At 41.5% G+C, this 16756-nt stretch carries 19 protein-coding genes; 1 reads left to right on the top strand and 18 read right to left on the bottom strand.

The annotated features are described in order from the left end of the window. Window positions 1-141: 141 nt before the first annotated feature. The 7 genes from JVX94_RS03845 to JVX94_RS03815 are packed head-to-tail and all read right to left on the bottom strand — an operon-like array spanning window position 142 to window position 5713. Window positions 142-1125 (bottom strand): biotin--[acetyl-CoA-carboxylase] ligase, encoded by a 984-nt coding sequence (locus tag JVX94_RS03845; RefSeq protein ID WP_205184583.1) that lies wholly within the window; start codon window positions 1123-1125, stop codon window positions 142-144. Continuing rightward, window positions 1098-2300: a CCA tRNA nucleotidyltransferase gene (locus JVX94_RS03840; protein WP_095408863.1), complete on the bottom strand. Its 1203-nt coding sequence runs from the start codon at window positions 2298-2300 to the stop codon at window positions 1098-1100. Before JVX94_RS03840 ends, JVX94_RS03845 begins: the two co-directional genes overlap by 28 nt. After that, entirely contained in the window at window positions 2293-3438 is a 1146-nt protein-coding gene (bshA, locus tag JVX94_RS03835; protein WP_205184580.1) for an N-acetyl-alpha-D-glucosaminyl L-malate synthase BshA, read from the bottom strand. The genes JVX94_RS03840 and bshA overlap by 8 nt, the downstream gene beginning before the upstream one ends. Window positions 3439-3440: 2 nt before the next feature. Further along, a complete protein-coding gene (bshB1, locus tag JVX94_RS03830; protein WP_144470956.1) occupies window positions 3441-4145 on the bottom strand; it encodes a bacillithiol biosynthesis deacetylase BshB1 in 705 nt (234 codons plus the stop codon). Then, window positions 4132-4551, bottom strand: a complete 420-nt coding sequence (gene mgsA, locus JVX94_RS03825) for a methylglyoxal synthase (protein ID WP_095408866.1) — start codon at window positions 4549-4551, stop codon at window positions 4132-4134. Before mgsA ends, bshB1 begins: the two co-directional genes overlap by 14 nt. Before the next feature lie 17 nt (window positions 4552-4568). Further along, complete coding sequence (gene dapB / locus JVX94_RS03820) at window positions 4569-5372, bottom strand: 4-hydroxy-tetrahydrodipicolinate reductase (RefSeq protein ID WP_095408867.1); 804 nt, start codon at window positions 5370-5372, stop codon at window positions 4569-4571. Window positions 5373-5377: 5 nt separating this feature from the next. Continuing rightward, on the bottom strand, window positions 5378-5713 hold the full coding sequence (locus tag JVX94_RS03815) for a nucleotide pyrophosphohydrolase (protein WP_024422788.1): 336 nt from the start codon (window positions 5711-5713) through the stop codon (window positions 5378-5380). Window positions 5714-5850: 137 nt separating this feature from the next. Here JVX94_RS03815 and JVX94_RS03810 point away from each other — a divergent pair, with 137 nt between their 5' ends. Continuing rightward, window positions 5851-6723 carry a YitT family protein gene (locus JVX94_RS03810; RefSeq protein WP_024422789.1) on the top strand — a complete coding sequence of 291 codons (873 nt, stop codon included), beginning with the start codon at window positions 5851-5853 and terminating at the stop codon, window positions 6721-6723. Window positions 6724-6753: 30 nt separating this feature from the next. Here the strand turns inward: JVX94_RS03810 and ypjB are convergent, their stop codons facing one another. From ypjB to hisC, 11 genes are all read right to left on the bottom strand, one after another. Continuing rightward, entirely contained in the window at window positions 6754-7557 is an 804-nt protein-coding gene (gene ypjB, locus JVX94_RS03805; protein ID WP_111290391.1) for a sporulation protein YpjB, read from the bottom strand. Window positions 7558-7622: 65 nt separating this feature from the next. Then, window positions 7623-8216: a lipoprotein heptaprenylglyceryl N-acetyltransferase LhaT gene (gene lhaT, locus JVX94_RS03800; RefSeq protein WP_095408870.1), complete on the bottom strand. Its 594-nt coding sequence runs from the start codon at window positions 8214-8216 to the stop codon at window positions 7623-7625. Window positions 8217-8316: 100 nt separating this feature from the next. After that, complete coding sequence (locus JVX94_RS03795; protein ID WP_095408871.1) at window positions 8317-9084, bottom strand: menaquinol-cytochrome c reductase cytochrome b/c subunit; 768 nt, start codon at window positions 9082-9084, stop codon at window positions 8317-8319. A gap of 41 nt (window positions 9085-9125) precedes the next feature. Beyond that, window positions 9126-9800 (bottom strand): menaquinol-cytochrome c reductase cytochrome b subunit, encoded by a 675-nt coding sequence (qcrB, locus tag JVX94_RS03790; RefSeq protein WP_003215804.1) that lies wholly within the window; start codon window positions 9798-9800, stop codon window positions 9126-9128. A 2-nt stretch (window positions 9801-9802) separates the two neighbouring features. Continuing rightward, on the bottom strand, window positions 9803-10309 hold the full coding sequence (locus JVX94_RS03785; RefSeq protein WP_007500911.1) for a ubiquinol-cytochrome c reductase iron-sulfur subunit: 507 nt from the start codon (window positions 10307-10309) through the stop codon (window positions 9803-9805). 144 nt (window positions 10310-10453) lie between these two features. Beyond that, window positions 10454-10900: a YpiF family protein gene (locus JVX94_RS03780; protein WP_144484498.1), complete on the bottom strand. Its 447-nt coding sequence runs from the start codon at window positions 10898-10900 to the stop codon at window positions 10454-10456. 61 nt (window positions 10901-10961) lie between these two features. Further along, window positions 10962-11501, bottom strand: coding sequence for a ReoY family proteolytic degradation factor (locus JVX94_RS03775; protein ID WP_008344562.1), 540 nt, complete (start codon window positions 11499-11501; stop codon window positions 10962-10964). 75 nt (window positions 11502-11576) lie between these two features. Then, complete coding sequence (locus tag JVX94_RS03770) at window positions 11577-12848, bottom strand: tetratricopeptide repeat protein (protein WP_095408873.1); 1272 nt, start codon at window positions 12846-12848, stop codon at window positions 11577-11579. 280 nt (window positions 12849-13128) lie between these two features. Further along, the gene (gene aroA / locus JVX94_RS03765; RefSeq protein ID WP_095408874.1) at window positions 13129-14415 is read right to left on the bottom strand and encodes a 3-phosphoshikimate 1-carboxyvinyltransferase; all 1287 of its coding nucleotides are present in this window, start codon (window positions 14413-14415) and stop codon (window positions 13129-13131) included. Window positions 14416-14425: 10 nt separating this feature from the next. After that, the gene (locus tag JVX94_RS03760) at window positions 14426-15541 is read right to left on the bottom strand and encodes a prephenate dehydrogenase (RefSeq protein ID WP_095408875.1); all 1116 of its coding nucleotides are present in this window, start codon (window positions 15539-15541) and stop codon (window positions 14426-14428) included. A gap of 114 nt (window positions 15542-15655) precedes the next feature. Continuing rightward, a complete protein-coding gene (gene hisC, locus JVX94_RS03755; protein WP_205184577.1) occupies window positions 15656-16753 on the bottom strand; it encodes a histidinol-phosphate transaminase in 1098 nt (365 codons plus the stop codon). Between the last annotated feature and the right edge of the window lie 3 nt (window positions 16754-16756).

The following is a 16756-nucleotide window of genomic DNA, read 5'->3' as shown; positions in this document are numbered from 1 at the left end:
TCTCATGTGCGGCGAATCATCCCTCTGTCCAAGTCCCTTAGGATCAAGGCAGAAATTTATCAAATTTTTCTTCCTAACAGGTACAGTTCTTTGCAGATACTGCCCACACGAAGTATATCAAAAATGTGCCGGGTGTTCCACTCAAGTCGACTTAATCTCAATGTCTGCGGAGTAGATTTTTTGGATACCGTCCTCCGTTTCAAGCAATAAAACACCTTCTTCATTGATTCCAAGCGCCTGCCCCGTATATTGCCCATTGACGGTGCGGGCAACAATATGTTGACCGATCGTCATCGCAAACGATTCCCATAATTGTTTAATCGGCGCAAATCCTTGCTTCATATAATCATCATATCTTTTTTCAAAAGTGGACATGATCTGTTGTATGAGTGCAGCACGATCCACTTTTTCATTCAGTTCCATCCGCAGACTTGTAGCAACATCCTTTAGGTCATCCGGGAAGTCATCAGCTGTTTGGTTCACATTTATGCCCGGTCCAATAATGACCGCATGAACCTGGTCAGCTTCTGCTTTTAATTCAGTCAAAATGCCAACGACCTTTTTTCCATTCAACAAAATATCGTTTGGCCATTTAATAGTTGGATTGAGTCCTGTTTGCTGCGCAATAGCTTCTGCGATGGCTACAGATGCCAAAAGCGTCATTTGCGGCGCTTTATGCAGCGGAATTTCAGGCCGCAGAATGAGGCTCATCCAAATGCCTGTCCCATCTGGTGAATGCCACGTTCTTTGAAGACGCCCTTTTCCATTCGTCTGATGATCGCTGACAACGATCGTGCCGTGGGGCGCACCTTCATTTACAAGATCATGGGCAATCAGCTGAGTTGAAGCGACTTCTTTCTGAAAGTAAATATGCCTGCCGAAACTCTCTGTTTCCAGACCAAACAAAATTTCGTCCTCACTAATTTTGTCCGGTTTACGAAGCAGACGGTACCCTTTTCTTCTAACTGCTTCTACCTCATACCCCTCTTTTCGCAAATCCTCCATATGCTTCCATACAGCTGTTCGGGAGCAGCCAAGCTCATCACAAATTTGCTGACTTGAGACAAAGTCCTGGCTGGATGCTGTAAATAGTTCTATTAATCGTTTTCTAATTGCTGATCGCATGCTGTAAGCCACTCCTCTATGGCTTCTTTTCGGTTTTCCAAACGGTTTTGCAAAACGGCTTTTTTTATAAAATTAAGCTCCTCTGCAATCCATTTCCCAGACGACTTTTGCCGAAATGCCATTAAATCTTTTCCTGAAACAGCGAGGTCTTGGAGCTTTTTAATCGGCAGTGCATCATAAGAACGCTTCGCTGCCTCCAGCTCATCAAAGAAAATGCGGCGCTCATGTTTTAGCTGCGTGATCTTCAAACTAGATAAGAGCACGTGTTCACCAGCTTCAAACATGTTTTCCGCATCCCAGTCACAATCTACGTATTGACTAATAGCTACTGCGTCTTTCAAGAGCTTCGTTGACAGCTTCCATTCTTTTAAGAAGACCGCAGCCTCCGCTTCATCTAAACCTAGCAAATGGATGAAAGCCCCCCATACCTCTTCTAGTCCATCCAGTAAGTAATACGGAAAGGATTGGAAGGATTCATGAAGACGATCCTCTTTGAGACCTGGCAACTCTTCATATAACTTGGTAGAAATGAGCACTTGAATGGCCTGCTCACAATGACGGCCTTTTAAAAGCTTTTCCATTTCAATCTTTTTGCGCTCAACCGATATATTGGCAAGCAGATGCTTATCTTTTTTCATTGCTTCAGCCGTCTCATCAGCGAGCTCAAAGCCAAGCTGGCTTAAAAAACGGACAGCTCTCATCATGCGAAGCGCATCTTCTTGAAAGCGGCACGCAGGATCTCCTACGGTTTGAATTCGTTTCCGCTTAATATCCTGTTTACCGCCTACATGGTCAATGATTTCTCCATTTATATCCATGGCCATCGCATTAATCGTTAAATCTCTTCTTAAAAGATCTTCCTTCAGCGACGTGATAAACGCCACTTCTTTCGGTCTGCGAAAATCTTCATATTCTGATTCCGTTCGAAACGTCGTGACCTCATAGCTGACACCATCATGCAACACAATGACAGTGCCATGCTCCTTACCGACATCTACTGTTTTTTCAAATAAAGACTCAACCTTATCAGGTGTTGCATCTGTCGCAATATCGATATCACCGATTTCCCGTCCTAATAGAACATCTCTCACCGCTCCGCCGACAAAGTAAGCCTGATGCCCATGTTCGTGCAGTGTATGTAATATAGGGATCGCATGTGTGAATGGTTCATTCATCTTCATCATCACCTTCGATCAATTCTAGGTAAAGCTTTTCATATTCACTCACAATCTTATCAGAGGAGAAATGAGCTTGAACACTAGACTGAGCTGCCGCTGACACTTTTTCATGAAGCGCTTCGTCTTTCAGCAGTGACACTGCGTGATTTGCTGCTCCGTCTATATCGCCGAGCGGGACAAGAAACCCTGTTTCTCCATGTGTAATGACCTCTGGAATACCGCCGACATCTGTCCCAATACAAGGGACACCGCACGCCATTGCTTCAAGAAGCACAAGCCCAAAGCTCTCCTTCTCCGAAAGAAGCAGCTTCAAATCACTTATTGAATAAAGCTCCTCAACCTTCTCTTGCTTGCCTAAAAACAACACGCGGACTGTCAGTCCTAGTTTTTTCACAAGCTCGCATACAACCGATTTTTCAGGACCATCACCAATGAGCAGCAGCTTTGCCTGCACCTGTTCAGAAATCTTTTGAAACACATGAATCACATCATGCACCCGTTTCACCTTTCGAAAGTTTGATACATGGATGATGACCTTTTCGTTCGGTAAAAGACCATAATGTGTCTTTAGCAAATCGTGATCTTCCCGCAAATACACCCGTTCATCAACAAAATTATGAATCGTATCAATCTTTTTATCTGGTTTGATGAGATCGTACGTCTGCGCAGCTAATGAATGTGACACCGCCGTCACGCCATCCGATGATTCGATGGCGAACCGGATTACTTCCTTTAATGATGGATCATAGCCTAAAACCGTAATATCCGTTCCATGAAGCGTCGTAACGACTTTCACAGAGTGTCCAGTCATTTGTTTGGCTAAGAACGCACAGACGGCATGCGGGACCGCATAATGCGCGTGAATAATATCAAGCTTTTCTCGTTTTGCGACTTCTGCCAATTTACTTGCCAGCGCAAGGTCATAAGGCGGATATTGAAAAACAGCATATTGATTCACATCCACCTCATGAAAATAAATATTCGGATATACTTTATTAAGCCTAAACGGAATGCTAGAGGTAATGAAATGAACATCGTGCCCTTTTTCAGCTAAACGTTTTCCAAGCTCTGTGGCTATAATGCCTGAGCCGCCGACACTTGGATAACAAGTAATTCCGACCTTCAGTTTTTTCATAATTACCCCCCAAGTAAGTCATCGTCCATCAACAGTGGTTTCTTTGTGATAAACCCTTCTGCATAAGCTTTGTTGACTTCTCTTCCATACATAGACTCTCTCATTTTGACAAAATCAATATAACCGTTCACAAGAGGTGTCTCTACTGAATTTGCCGATTTAACAAATTGGCTTTTATACGCATGCAAGCTATCAATTTTTTGGTGCATCTCTTCAGAAATATCAATCACAAAATCTGGACGATGGTGCCCATTAATCATGTAATAATACATTTGGCTTATTTTATGCGCTGGCTGCTTGTATGAATCTTCAAATTTATGTATACCTGCAGAAAAAGCGGCCTCTTCTACAAGTGAGCCCGCATGGCCATGATCAGGATGGCGATCTTGGTGGTGCGGAGCGAAAATCAGTTTCGGTTTGTATGTTCGAATCACGCCCGCAATTTCCTTCATCGCTTCATCATTTAGATACAGCCCTCTATCTGGCAGTGTGAGCTGGATTCTCGCTCTGACACCTAAAATAGCGGCGGCGGCTTTTGCTTCTTCTTTGCGGCTCTCTACCGTTCCATTTGAAGATAATTCGGCCTGAGTTAAGTCGCAAATCCCGACGCGCGCCCCTTTTTTTACGTATTTTGCAATCGTTCCGCCCATGCCGATCTCTACATCATCGCTATGGGCACCGAATGCAAGGATATCAAGTTGTTTCATTTGTTCCTCCGTTTTTTGCTACATCTCGAAAATCAAACGTACCTTTATTTAAATTCCTGACTAAAATTTCAGCTGTTCCCATATTAGTGGCTAATGGTATGGTATACACATCGCAAAGCCGGATGAGTGCAGATACATCCGGTTCATGCGGCTGCGCAGTTAGCGGGTCTCTAAAAAAGAGCACAAGATCCATTGCATTATCAGCAATTAAAGCACCGATCTGCTGATCTCCCCCAAGTGGTCCTGACTGGAAACGATGAATGGGAAGCCCCGTCGCTTCTCTCACTCTTAAACCTGTTGTCCCTGTTGCGTAAAGTGTATGATCTGCCAAAATATCACGGTACGCGGTGGCAAATTGAATCATGTCACTTTTTTTCTTATCGTGAGCGATTAAAGCAATGTTCATCAGGAATCCACTCCTTATTAGTCGATGATATTTTCTAAACCATAGACGAGCTGATCAATATGCATGACCTGTTCCACTGAAAGCTTCACGCCTGACATAAAGGATGCACGGTTATAAGAATCATGACGAATGGTGAGCGTCTGTCCGTCCATTCCAAACAGTACTTCTTGATGTGCAATCATACCAGGAAGTCTCACGCTGTGCAGACGGATACCATCATAATCTGCTCCTCGTGCACCTTCAATTAATTCTTTCTCTTCTGGATGTCCCTGTTTCTTGCTTTCTCTTACTTCTGCAATCATTTCAGCCGTTTTTAAGCCCGTACCGCTTGGGGCATCTAGTTTTTTATCATGGTGAAGCTCAATGATTTCAACGTCAGGAAAATAATTCGCTGCCATTTTGGCAAATTTCATCATTAAGACCGCACCGACAGCAAAGTTTGGTGCAATAATACAGCCTATGCCCTTTTCTTCTGTTAATTGCTGAAGCTCTTTTAGGTCATCTTCTGAAAATCCAGTTGTTCCTACGACTGGACGCACGCCATGTTCAAGTGCTTTTTTTGTATGTACTTTCCCGATTTCTGGTGTTGTCAGATCAATTAATACATCTGGTGCTGTTTCTGAAAGACACACATCAATATCCGTATAAATTGGCGCATTAGATGTCGTATGAATCACATCAGATAATTTTTTTCCTTCATGCGCGTGATCAAGTGCGGCCACCAGCTCAAAATGGCCTGTTTCTTCCGCCAGCTTCACAGCCTCTATCCCCATTCTTCCTCTTGCTCCAGCGATTACTACTTTGATGGTTTCGTTCGTCATCGTCTCTACTTCCCTTCTTTTTTCGTCCAGCGGTCTTTATCTCTTGTATTGAATTTATGCATCACACGATCATGTGCTTCTTCTAGTGAAATATCAAGTGAATTAGCGAGGCATGTTAACACAAACAAAACATCGCCAATTTCTTCTTCCATGCTTTTTTCTGTTTCCGTTGTTTTTTTCGGCTTTTCTCCATAGTAATGGTTAACCTCTCTTGCCAGCTCCCCTAATTCTTCTGTCAGACGGGCCATCATCGCAAGCGGGCTGAAATAGCCTTCTTTAAATTGTCCTATGTAATCATCTACTTCTTGCTGCACGTGACGCAGCGTTTTTTCTTTCGTCATGAAGCTCATCCTCCTATCCATCTCTTACATGTTAGCGAAATCATAAATATTTGACAAATGTTTAAGACTCAGTTTGCTTGTTTCTCTCCCATACCATATAATATTATCGCTGTCTAAGCAAAAAAAGGAGTGGTCTCTTGCTAAAAGAAATTCGTCTTAAAAATATCGTCTTTATTTTAATAGGATCTGCGATTTTTTCTTTCGGTCTTGTTCATTTTAATATGCAGAACAATTTGGCGGAAGGCGGATTTACAGGTATTACACTGCTTTTATATTTTCTATTTCACATTGACCCATCTATTTCAAACCTTGTCTTAAACATTCCGATCTTTTTTATTGGCTGGAAAATGCTCGGCAGAACGATGTTTACTTATACAATAGTAGGAACAGTCAGTCTTTCTGTCTTTCTTGCTATCTTCCAGCGCTTTCAAATACATATGCCTCTCCAGCACGATTTAGCCTTAGCCGCCCTCTTTGCAGGTGTGTTTATCGGAACAGGCCTTGGGATCATCTTTAAATTCGGCGGTACAACAGGCGGTGTGGACATCATTGCAAGACTGATCAATAAGCATTATCAAGTGGCCATGGGACGAACAATGTTCATCTTCGACGCATGCGTCATTACCATCTCTCTTACCTACTTAAATTATAAAGAAGCAATGTATACACTAGTCGCAGTGTTTGTTGCTGCGAAGGTCATTGACTTCATGCAAGAAGGCGCTTACGCTGCCAAAGGCGCCATGATTATCTCTGAAAAAGACGACATCATTCAAAAGAAAATCACAGATGAAATGGAGCGCGGTGTCACCATCTTAAAAGGAGTCGGTTCCTATACGAAACAGGAGCGCAACGTTCTTTATTGCGTCGTTCCGAAAAACGAGCTTGTCCACCTCAAAAGCGTCGTGACTTCAGTCGATCCTCATGCGTTCGTATCTGTCAGTGACGTGCATGATGTACTCGGTGAAGGCTTTACATTAGATGAACACAAAAAGCCGCTCAATCCGCATTAAAAAAGAAGCACCAGTTTTGGGCTTCTTTTTTTATGATTTAGGATAATCAGCCTGACGTTTTTGCTTCTTTTCTTTTTCAGCACGATATTTCCGAAATCCAACATACGTTAACGTTAATAAAATGATACTCCCGGTTGTTAAGATGACCCATAAAAGTGATGGATCAGCTTCATCTTCATCGACGTGAGCAAACACACTCGATAAATCCTCTTCCAGCTTCGTGAGACGTTCAAGCTTTGTCCCACTTGATGCTTTTAAAAATTCACCTTGCTCAATCACTTCCATGTGCTGCTTAATCGTTTGGAGCTTTTCAGGCGAAATATCAATGGTTAAACTCGGATAGATCATATCGTATAAAGAAACCAGCTCATTCCAAGTTTCATAAAATGTCGTCGATTCTGGATCTTTCACTTCTTTTTTCAAAGTAGGAAAAGACCCCATAATGGGCTTCTCGAGCGAACCCCAAAGAGGCTCAGAATCCGACTGGATCGCATCGAGCAGCATTCTAAATTGAGAAGCATAACGAAGCTTTTCGCGCTCATTCAATTCTTCCTGCGGCAGCCCTTTGATCATATCTTGATAGCCAAGTGTAATTTGCCGAATCTGCGTATTCGTCAAAGTTCCACGCCAATTCTCAGCTTTAAATGTCTTTTCTACATACAATGCGACTTGTAATGCCTCATCATATTTAGCTTGTCTCGTTAATTGAAAGATGGAATCTGATAGTTCCGTTAATTCTTGCAGCGTGTTAGCAGCTGTTCCCTCACCCTTGACAACAGCTGGCTGTAATACGAGAAAAAATAATAGAATCATCGCGATTGGCTTTCGTTTCATGCAAGTCCCTCCTAGCCCTTCTCCTTACAGCGTATGAAGAAAAGGACAAGGTTAGACCAACATTGTTAAGGGAGTTCCAGCTTGACCGATTTTTTCGATAGAACGAGATAATACGAAACAAGAAGAACCGCGATACTTAACCAAAACGTCGCGTAGCCGATCTCATTTGAATAGGCAGACAACATAGAATAACGCGGCATCATACCAAATACATAATCAATCACATCGTTATGTAAAATCCAAATGCCAGCTACCACGAGATGTCGCATTTGAAAACGATAATACGGCGCAAACAATACGGCCTGAACCGCCATCGCAAAGTGAGACCCAATCAGCATGTATCCTTCCCACGGAAAATCATCAACAGATAAAAGCACAAAGATATTCATTCCTACCGCCCATAGCCCATATTTAATCAAGGTTACAAGAGCAAGTGCTTCAAAATAAGGAGCGTTTCGTTTCATTAAAAACGCAAGTAATACAAATAAAAAGAAAAAGCTGGCCGTTGGACTATCTGGTACAAAAGCTAAAAAGACAGCCGGCGTCTCTACGAGCTGCGGAATATACCAATAGTATCCATACACAGTGCCAAGGAAATTGATAATAAGCACCAGCACAAGCATGTAGCGCGTCGCTAGCAAATATTGAATCCATCTCATATGTCTCTTCACTCACGATCTGTTAAAATCAGAAAAAAGCTGACAGCGCCAGCTTTTTCTCTTTTGAGTATATCCTTGTACTTGCATTTAAACAACTGAATTATTTTGATTTGACCTCAGATAAATATTTAGAGAGCTTTTCGAGTTCTTCATCACTGCCTTTAAAGACACCCTTAGGCATGTTGCCTTTTCCTTCTACAGCGATTTTAGCGATCTCCTCAGGCGAAAGACCGTTGTCAACAAGTGACGGTCCGGCTGCTCCGCCCTGCATGTTATCCCCGTGGCAGGAGATACATGTCTGCTCTTGATAAATTTTATACTCCTCAGCTGAAGTATCAATTTCCGCTTCTTTCTTAATCTCACCTTGTTTTGCCGCTGCTTCCCAATCATGAGTTGCAACAGACTCCCACGTTAAATATGTTGCTGCGCCGACTGCAAGGATCATCATCCCGACTGCAATTGGTCTTCTATACGGTCTGCGTTCTGGACCTGAGTCAAGAAATGGTGCGAGCAAAAGTGCACCAAACGCAATTCCAGGCATAATCATCGCGCCAACGACAGTGAATTTTCCTGCAGCAAATTCATATTTTAATAACTGGTACAAAAATAGGAAATACCAGTCTGGCAGCGGAATATAGCCAGTATCTGTTGGATCAGCCATCCGCTCAAGCGGAGGCGCATGAACAACAGTTAGGACAAGAAATCCAATTAAAAAAACGGCACCTACAAGCCATTCCTTTAAAAGAAAGTTCGGCCAAAAGGCTTCTGTTTTTCCCGGATATTCGGAATAGTCTTTAGGTATGTTAGGTTTTCTTTCTGCCGGTATTCTGGAATCTCCGACAAACTTCATCCCTTTTCCCCTATGCAAAGTCATCCCCTCCTCATTGAACATTCATCAAACGCAACATTTTATAGCGGTCCAGAAATTCCTTGCTTACGAATCATAATAAAGTGGGCAGCCATCAGCCCAAATAATGCCGCTGGCAAGAAAAAGACATGGATAGCGAAAAATCTCGTCAGCGTTTGTGCCCCTACAATGTCCGGATGACCTGCAAGCAGCGTTTTGATCTCTTTACCAATGAAAGGTGTTGCTTCTGCAATTTGAAGACCAACCTTCGTCGCAAACAGCGCCTTCATATCCCATGGTAAAAGATAACCTGTAAAACCAAGTCCAAGCATCACAAAGAAAATGAGCACACCAACAATCCAGTTCAGCTCTCTAGGCTTTTTATACGCCCCTTGGAAAAAGACCCTTAGCGTATGTAAAAACATCATCACAATGACTAAACTCGCACCCCAGTGGTGCATCCCTCTGACAATCTGGCCAAATGCCACTTCATTTTGCAAATAATAGACAGATTCCCAGGCATTTTTAATATCCGGCACGTAATACATCGTTAAAAACATGCCCGAAAGGACTTGAATGACTGTCACAAAAAACGTTAAACCACCAAAACAATACACAAAAGCGGAGAAATGATGTGCTGGATTGACGTGCTCTGGCACCTCGTGATCCGCGATATCTCTCCATATCGGTGTAATGTCCAGCCGCTCATCTACCCAATCGTAAATCTTGTTAAGCATCGTTACCCTTCCCCTTTCGGCACAGCTTTTCCAAGATAGAGGTATCCGTCCTTCACTTGCTGCTTATAATGGTCAAGCGGTGCAAGCGGTGGAGTTCCGGGTACGTTTGTACCATCCTTGTCGTACAGCCCGTAGTGGCACGGGCAGAAAAATTTGTTTGGATTTTTCGGATCACTGTTCCAGTTCACTGTACATCCTAAATGTTTACAGATTGGCGATAAAGCGACAATTTCATCCCCTTCTTTGTACACCCATGCTGACCTAGATTCCTTTGACTCGTACCATGCATCTACTTGATCAATTTTAAAGTCAAAGCGCTTCGGTTCCTTTGTCAGTTCATCTACACTGACAACTTGAACCATATCCTGATCCTCTGTTCCTTTTAGCACAGGGTCAAGCGCAAAGCGAACCATAGGCATGAGCATTCCAGCGGCCATAAATCCCCCCACGCCGGTCAACGTGTAATTCAAAAATTGACGCCTGGACACTCCATGTCTCTTCTCGCTCATTTTTTTCTCCCCCCCTCAGGTCGTCAGCTACTTTATAACTGAATTAGAAAAAATTTCATAAAACTAGGACACCCTCATAATATATCAATCTATTCACAAGGTCAACATCCTAAAAAGCTATGTACAATGCAAATGTAAGGGTTTTTATGAAGGGTTCCATTTTTGTAACAAAAAGTTCAAAATTTGTTCTACACTGTCTTGAATGACTTTTTGCTTTAATTCAACCTTCAAATGCTCCAGCGGAACAGGCTTGAGCAAAAATAGCGATTCACTGATCTCAGCATGCTCTTTCCACTTGTGATCAGATGTGATCAATATGACATGCTGAAAATGATCTTTGAGCGACTGCTTCATTGTGAGTATGTCTTCTTGTCTCCGGTCACTCACTTCCAAATATGTATGTGGCGGAAAAAGAAAAACCCGTCCTTTTAACTGTCTTTCAAGTTCATCTGCTACAAGAATAGTAAATTCTCCCAAAGACACGGTTTGTTTCATTTGATCCGCATCAATCCCAACTAATGGAATGATAGCGGTATCAATGTAATCTTTAGATTGCAAAAAGCGATCCGCGTCCTCTGATTGAAACCTCATCAAATTCCCCTCTTTCATGACATAAGCCCTGCCTGTATAGGGCAAGGCTTATTCGTTCAGTTTATGACAATAGGCTTAATTCTTTTGCCAGCTTATTAAATGTTTCTTGATCATGACGGTCAAGTGCTTCATCTATCTCTTTCATAAGCCGTTCTTTTTGGAAAGTTGCGATTGAGTGCTCAAGCACTTTCTCAGCAAGATCCTTATCTTTTTCGTTCTCATAAAGATCCTTTGGAATATGAGGATTTGTTTCAAGAACCGCTGCATATTCCGGCGAACGATATGCAGAACGGAAATTCAATTGAATAAACAAATCCTGCTGTTTATTCAAACGAATATCATGAAATGACTTTTCAGCATCTGTCGTCATGATGTTTTCTTTATAAAATCTAAAGGGAACTTCATCCACACAATGTGTCGACATGATGATTCCCCTTGGGCAAAATTCTGCTTGCTCTACAAAATGAACCTTTTCCATCAAAGAGTCGTGACTCATTAAATAATTTAATATCCAAACACACTCTCTTCGCTTTAGCTGATAATGGTTTAAGAACCACCGGATAAATTCCTTCTTTTCATTGACAGAAACAGGGGTCTGCATGTTATTCCCTCCTCTATCGTAAATTAAATTGCTATACATGAATTATTCAACAAACCAGTTCTTCATTCCTGCAAACTATAAGGAAATTTCGTCTTCAATTCTTAAAATCGTTTCTTCAATTTCTTCATTCGTGCCATCTTTCTCAAGAACTTTGCGTAATAACGGCAATGCCTCTTTTTGTCTGCCCTCTTCTAAAAGGAACGAAGCGTATTCATATAAAAAGTCACGTTCCTCATCAAAATCAGGCAGGGCAAGCTTGAAATACTCGGCAGCTTCTTTGTATTCTTCTCGTCCGACAGAAGCAGATGCAGCATACCAATTCCATTTAGGATCATCTTCCCCAAAGCTTTTAACCTCTTTAATAACATCTAGAATTTCATCAAACAGCTCTTCATTTAAATAGATCGCCAGCAATGTTTGAACTGCTTCAATATAACCCGGATCGAGAGCAAGTGCTTCTTGAAGCAGTTTTTTCGCATCTTCTGAATCTCCATTTTTCAAATCAATCTTGGCACCATATAAATATAATTCTTTGTTATACTCATCAACTTTAATACCCTCTTTTACTACCTCTAAAGCCTCGTGATATAGTCCTTCTTCCTCATAACTTTTCGCTAAAGGCATATAAAGTGACGAATAGGACGGATCAATATCTTTCAATTCTGTCAGCTGCTGAATGGCTGTTTTCGTTCTGCCAGCCCTCATTGCTGTAAATCCGTAGCCAAAAAGAGTATTCGGGTCTGCTTGATCTTTTACTGCCTTTTCGTACCATTCAAGTGCATCCTCAAATTCTCCAGCTGTGCTGAGTGATTCAGCGAGCCGCTGATACACATTGACACCGCCAACCTCATGCTGTTGATCTGCCACTTTGTAGAAATAATCGGCCGCTTTCTTTGAAAGACCTTGAGAAAAATACAACTCACCTAATGCAAAATCGATGATGGCTTCATTCGGAAGTAGTTCTTTCGCTTTTAAAAGCTTTTGTTCACTGACTTCAAATAGTCCTTGCATTTGATACAAATCTGCCATTAACAATAAACTCTCTGGGTACGCATCATCATGTTCAGGAATCGTTTCTAATACTGCAATCGCCTTCTCTTCCTCATCAGAGTCAATCAACAGCTCTGCATAAAAACACGTTAAACCTGTTTCCTCTGGATATAAATCATGTAAATCACTGATGAGATTCCGTGCTTTATCGATATCTCCCCAATCATAATATAATTGAGCCGCCTGCGCCTTTTCTTCATCATGCAAATGCTTCTCTGCTTGAGCAAGTGTTTGGAGTCCTTTTTCAGTCTCACCTGCCTCAACTAATTTTATGGCTTCTTGTAATGAACTATTCAAATCAAACCGTTCCTTTCTGTTTCCAAAAACCTAAACTATTGTTACTTCATATCATAATCGACAGGTACGCATCCAGCAAATATGTTGCTCTTTTAAATTGAACCCATTTTTGTGTTTTAAAGACTGTTTTTCATTTCATCCTTTACGAAACTGATGATTTGTAAACTGCAAGCACTGTTTTTATCGAACAAAATGATTTTTTTCAAGGTTTCACCTTGAGACAAGCTATGCTATATTTCTGACAAATATGCAAAAGGAAAGAAAAAGCCTGAGGACATCCTCAGACTGTTTTCGTTAAGTATTCAATGTGTTCAAAGAAATTCGGGTATGAGACACGAACAGCATCTGTATCTTCAATCTCAATTGCTTGCTTTGTCACACATGCGGCAATTCCCAGCATCATACCGATACGGTGATCTCCGTAGCTTGAGACGACTGCGCCGCCTTGAAGCGTAGTTTTACCATGAATCTTCATACCATCATCTGTTGCTTCAATATCAGCACCGAGTTTTTTTAGTTCTGATACGACTGTATCAATTCGATTGGTTTCTTTTACCTTTAACTCAGCAGCATCTTTAATGATCGTTGTTCCTTCTGCTTGGGTCGCAAGAAGCGCAATAATCGGAATTTCATCGATGAGTCTTGAAATCATGTCACCAGAAATTTCAATCCCTTTTAATGATGAAGTAGATATCGTTAAATCACCATACGGTTCTCCGCCTTTGGCATCTACTTCATTGATCTCAAGGTTTGCACCCATAAGTTTCAGCACATCAATAATACCGGTTCTTGTTTTGTTTAGCCCGACATTTTTTAAAACGATTCGGCTATTAGGAACGATTGATCCAGCTACAAGGAAAAATGCAGCTGAAGAGATGTCTCCAGGAACAAATATATCTGTTGCTGTTAATGTCTGGCCGCCTTCAATGGAAACACTTTGTTCATCTTCAGCTAGTTTTACACCAAACATAGAGAGCATTCTTTCTGTATGATCTCTTGATTTATGTGGTTCAATTAATGTCGTTGTTCCCTCTGCTTGAAGCCCAGCTAAAAGGACAGCCGACTTAATTTGTGCACTTGCCACCGGAGATTCATAAGAGATTCCTTTTAAATGCCCGCCGCGAATAGAAAGTGGTGTATACTCGCCATTTGCTCTGCCGTCTATTTTGGCTCCTAGTTGTTTAAGCGGACCCGTCACTCGTTTCATTGGTCTTTTGGCAATACTCTCATCACCGATTAGTGTACTGTGAAACTCACAACCAGCTAATATTCCCATCATTAATCGAATGGTTGTACCAGAATTGCCCACATCAAGAATGTCAGACGGCTCCTTGAGCTCTTTCAGTCCCTTACCATGAATGACAACATCTGTCCCTTTTTGTTCAATTTCAACGCCCATCTTTCTAAAGCAATCAATCGTACTTAAACAATCCGCTCCAGGAAGAAAGTTTTTCACTACTGTGGTCCCATCAGCAATTGCACCAAACATCACTGATCGATGTGAAATAGATTTATCACCTGGGATATGAATTTCTCCATTCATAGGAGCATTTTTATGAATTTTCATGTTTGTCACCTCAGTCAGCATAAAATGTATCGTAATTCGCTCTATTTTTTATACAGATTTCTGCACGCTTTCGGTCGTCATCTGTTTGAAAACTAATGCGTAAAATCCCATTAATGTCTTCCCGTGTCTCAATAATACGGATATTTGTAATACTAATGTTTTCACTTGCTAGATGACCTGTGATCTCTGAAATAACCCCAGGGTGATCCGGAACATCGACATACAGATCATAAAAAGCAGGAATGGCTCCTTTTTTCCTTAGAGGAAGTCCATCGCGATATTCCTTTGCATCTTGAAAATAAGAGAACAATCCTTCAGCATCTTCTTGCTGTACGAAGGTTTCAATGCGGTTGATCTCTTTTTTCCATTCATGAAAACGGTCTAAAATCTTGTGTTTATTGTGCAGCAGGATATCCCGCCACATTGCAGGATTGCTTGAAGCAATTCGTGTGATATCACGAAAGCCTCCAGCAGCAAACCGTTTAACAAGTGGGAATTGTTCTTCAAAATGATGTGCTTGATGCACAAGGCTGGCTGCAACAATATGAGGGAAATGGCTAATAACACTTGTCACAGCATCATGTTCTTCTGGTGTCATCTCGATGAAATGAGCATTTGTCCCCTTTAACAAATCCATCAACTGATCAACAGCTTGACGGTTTGTTTCCTTTGCAGGCGTTAATATGTAGAACGCATTTTCAAATAAAAAGTCTTTCGCTGCAATAACACCTGACTTATGAGAGCCTGCCATTGGATGTCCACCAATAAATTGGTAATGCTTAGGCAATGCTCTTTCAGCAAAATGGACGACCTTTTGCTTTGTGCTGCCGACATCAGTGATTGTGAGTTCTCTATCAATTCCAGAGTCTGCAATATCGCTAAGCATCTTCACTGTTTGCTGGACAGGTGTTGCCAAAATAATGGTCGAAGCTTCTTCTAAGCCCGCCATAAACGAATCAGCGGCTAAATCAATGATACCCAGCTTTGTTGCAGCAACCATTTGCTCTTTGGAAACATCAAATCCTACAATTTTTTTATGAGGATACTCTTTTTTAATTGAGAGTGCAATGGACCCTCCAATTAAACCGAGTCCAGCGATTAATATTGTTTCGTTTGCATCATTCATATTCATCACCTGATTTTTCGCGAAAATTAAACAACCTATTTCAACAGCTTATATGTATTGAGGTTGGTACAATGAAAGTCATATCCCGCCTTAGGATATGACTTTCAGGTTATGCTACGCACGAATGCCTTGCATTAAATCGGCAAGTGTACTTAAAATTTCTTCATTTTGCTCTTTTGTTCCGACGGTAATACGTAAAGAAGTCGGAAAACCAAGTGCTTTCCCGGAACGAACAATGTAGCCTTTTTTCAATAATGCATTGAACAATTCATCGGCATCTCTTTTAAAATCAATCAGCACAAAGTTTGTTTGAGATGGATAGATATATAGTCCAAAACGGTCAGCAAAATCTTGATATTGCTTAAGGCCTGCTTCATTTTTCTGTCTGCATGCTTGAATGAAGTCTTGATCTTTTATCGCTGCACGCGCAGCTGCCTGAGCGATACGACTAGTATTAAACGGTTCTCTCGCTGGTTCAATGGCAGTAATCAGCTCTTCTGATGCAATTCCGTAGCCTACTCGAAGCGCTGCAAGTCCATACGCTTTAGAAAACGTTCGAAGTACAATGACATTTTGATAAGTTTTTAATAAAGATAAACTGTTTGGAAAATCTTCCGCACGAACGTATTCAAAATACGCTTCATCTAGTACAACAAGCGCGTGAGCTGGCACTTCGTCTAAAAACTCCACAATCTCAGATTCTGACAAATGATTTCCTGTCGGGTTATTTGGATTACATACCCAGACAACCTTCGTGTTTTCATCGATCGCATCCAGCATACCCTTCAGATCGTGAGCTCCTCCGTCTAAAAGAGGCACTTCTCGAATTTCAGCATGTTCAATCACTGCATTGTGACGGTATTGCGGAAAAGATGGTGATGGGATGACGGTATTTGTATGTTGGTCAAGGAATGCTCTCGCAATAATTTGCACAAGTTCATCTGAGCCATTCCCGAAAATTAATTGTTTTTCACTTACTTGAAGAAACTCAGCAAGCTCCGTTCTTAAACTTGCGCTGTATCCATCAGGATAAATCGCTAAATGTTCGAGCTCAGCTTGTATTGCCTCTCTTGCATGTACAGAACATCCAAAAGGGTTTTCATTTGAAGCCAATTTCACAATTTTGTCTAATTGATATTCTTTTTTGACCTCTTCAATTGGTTTCCCAGGTTGATACGGTTTTAGCTGTTTTAATTGATCTTTGATTTGCAAAAT

Origin of the sequence: Bacillus sp. PDNC022 (assembly GCF_016919285.1) — a bacterium.
In the GTDB taxonomy this organism is placed as follows: domain Bacteria; phylum Bacillota; class Bacilli; order Bacillales; family Bacillaceae; genus Bacillus; species Bacillus safensis.
The sequence above is the reverse complement of the archived record's forward strand: the minus strand, read 5'-3'. Positions and strand labels throughout refer to the sequence as shown.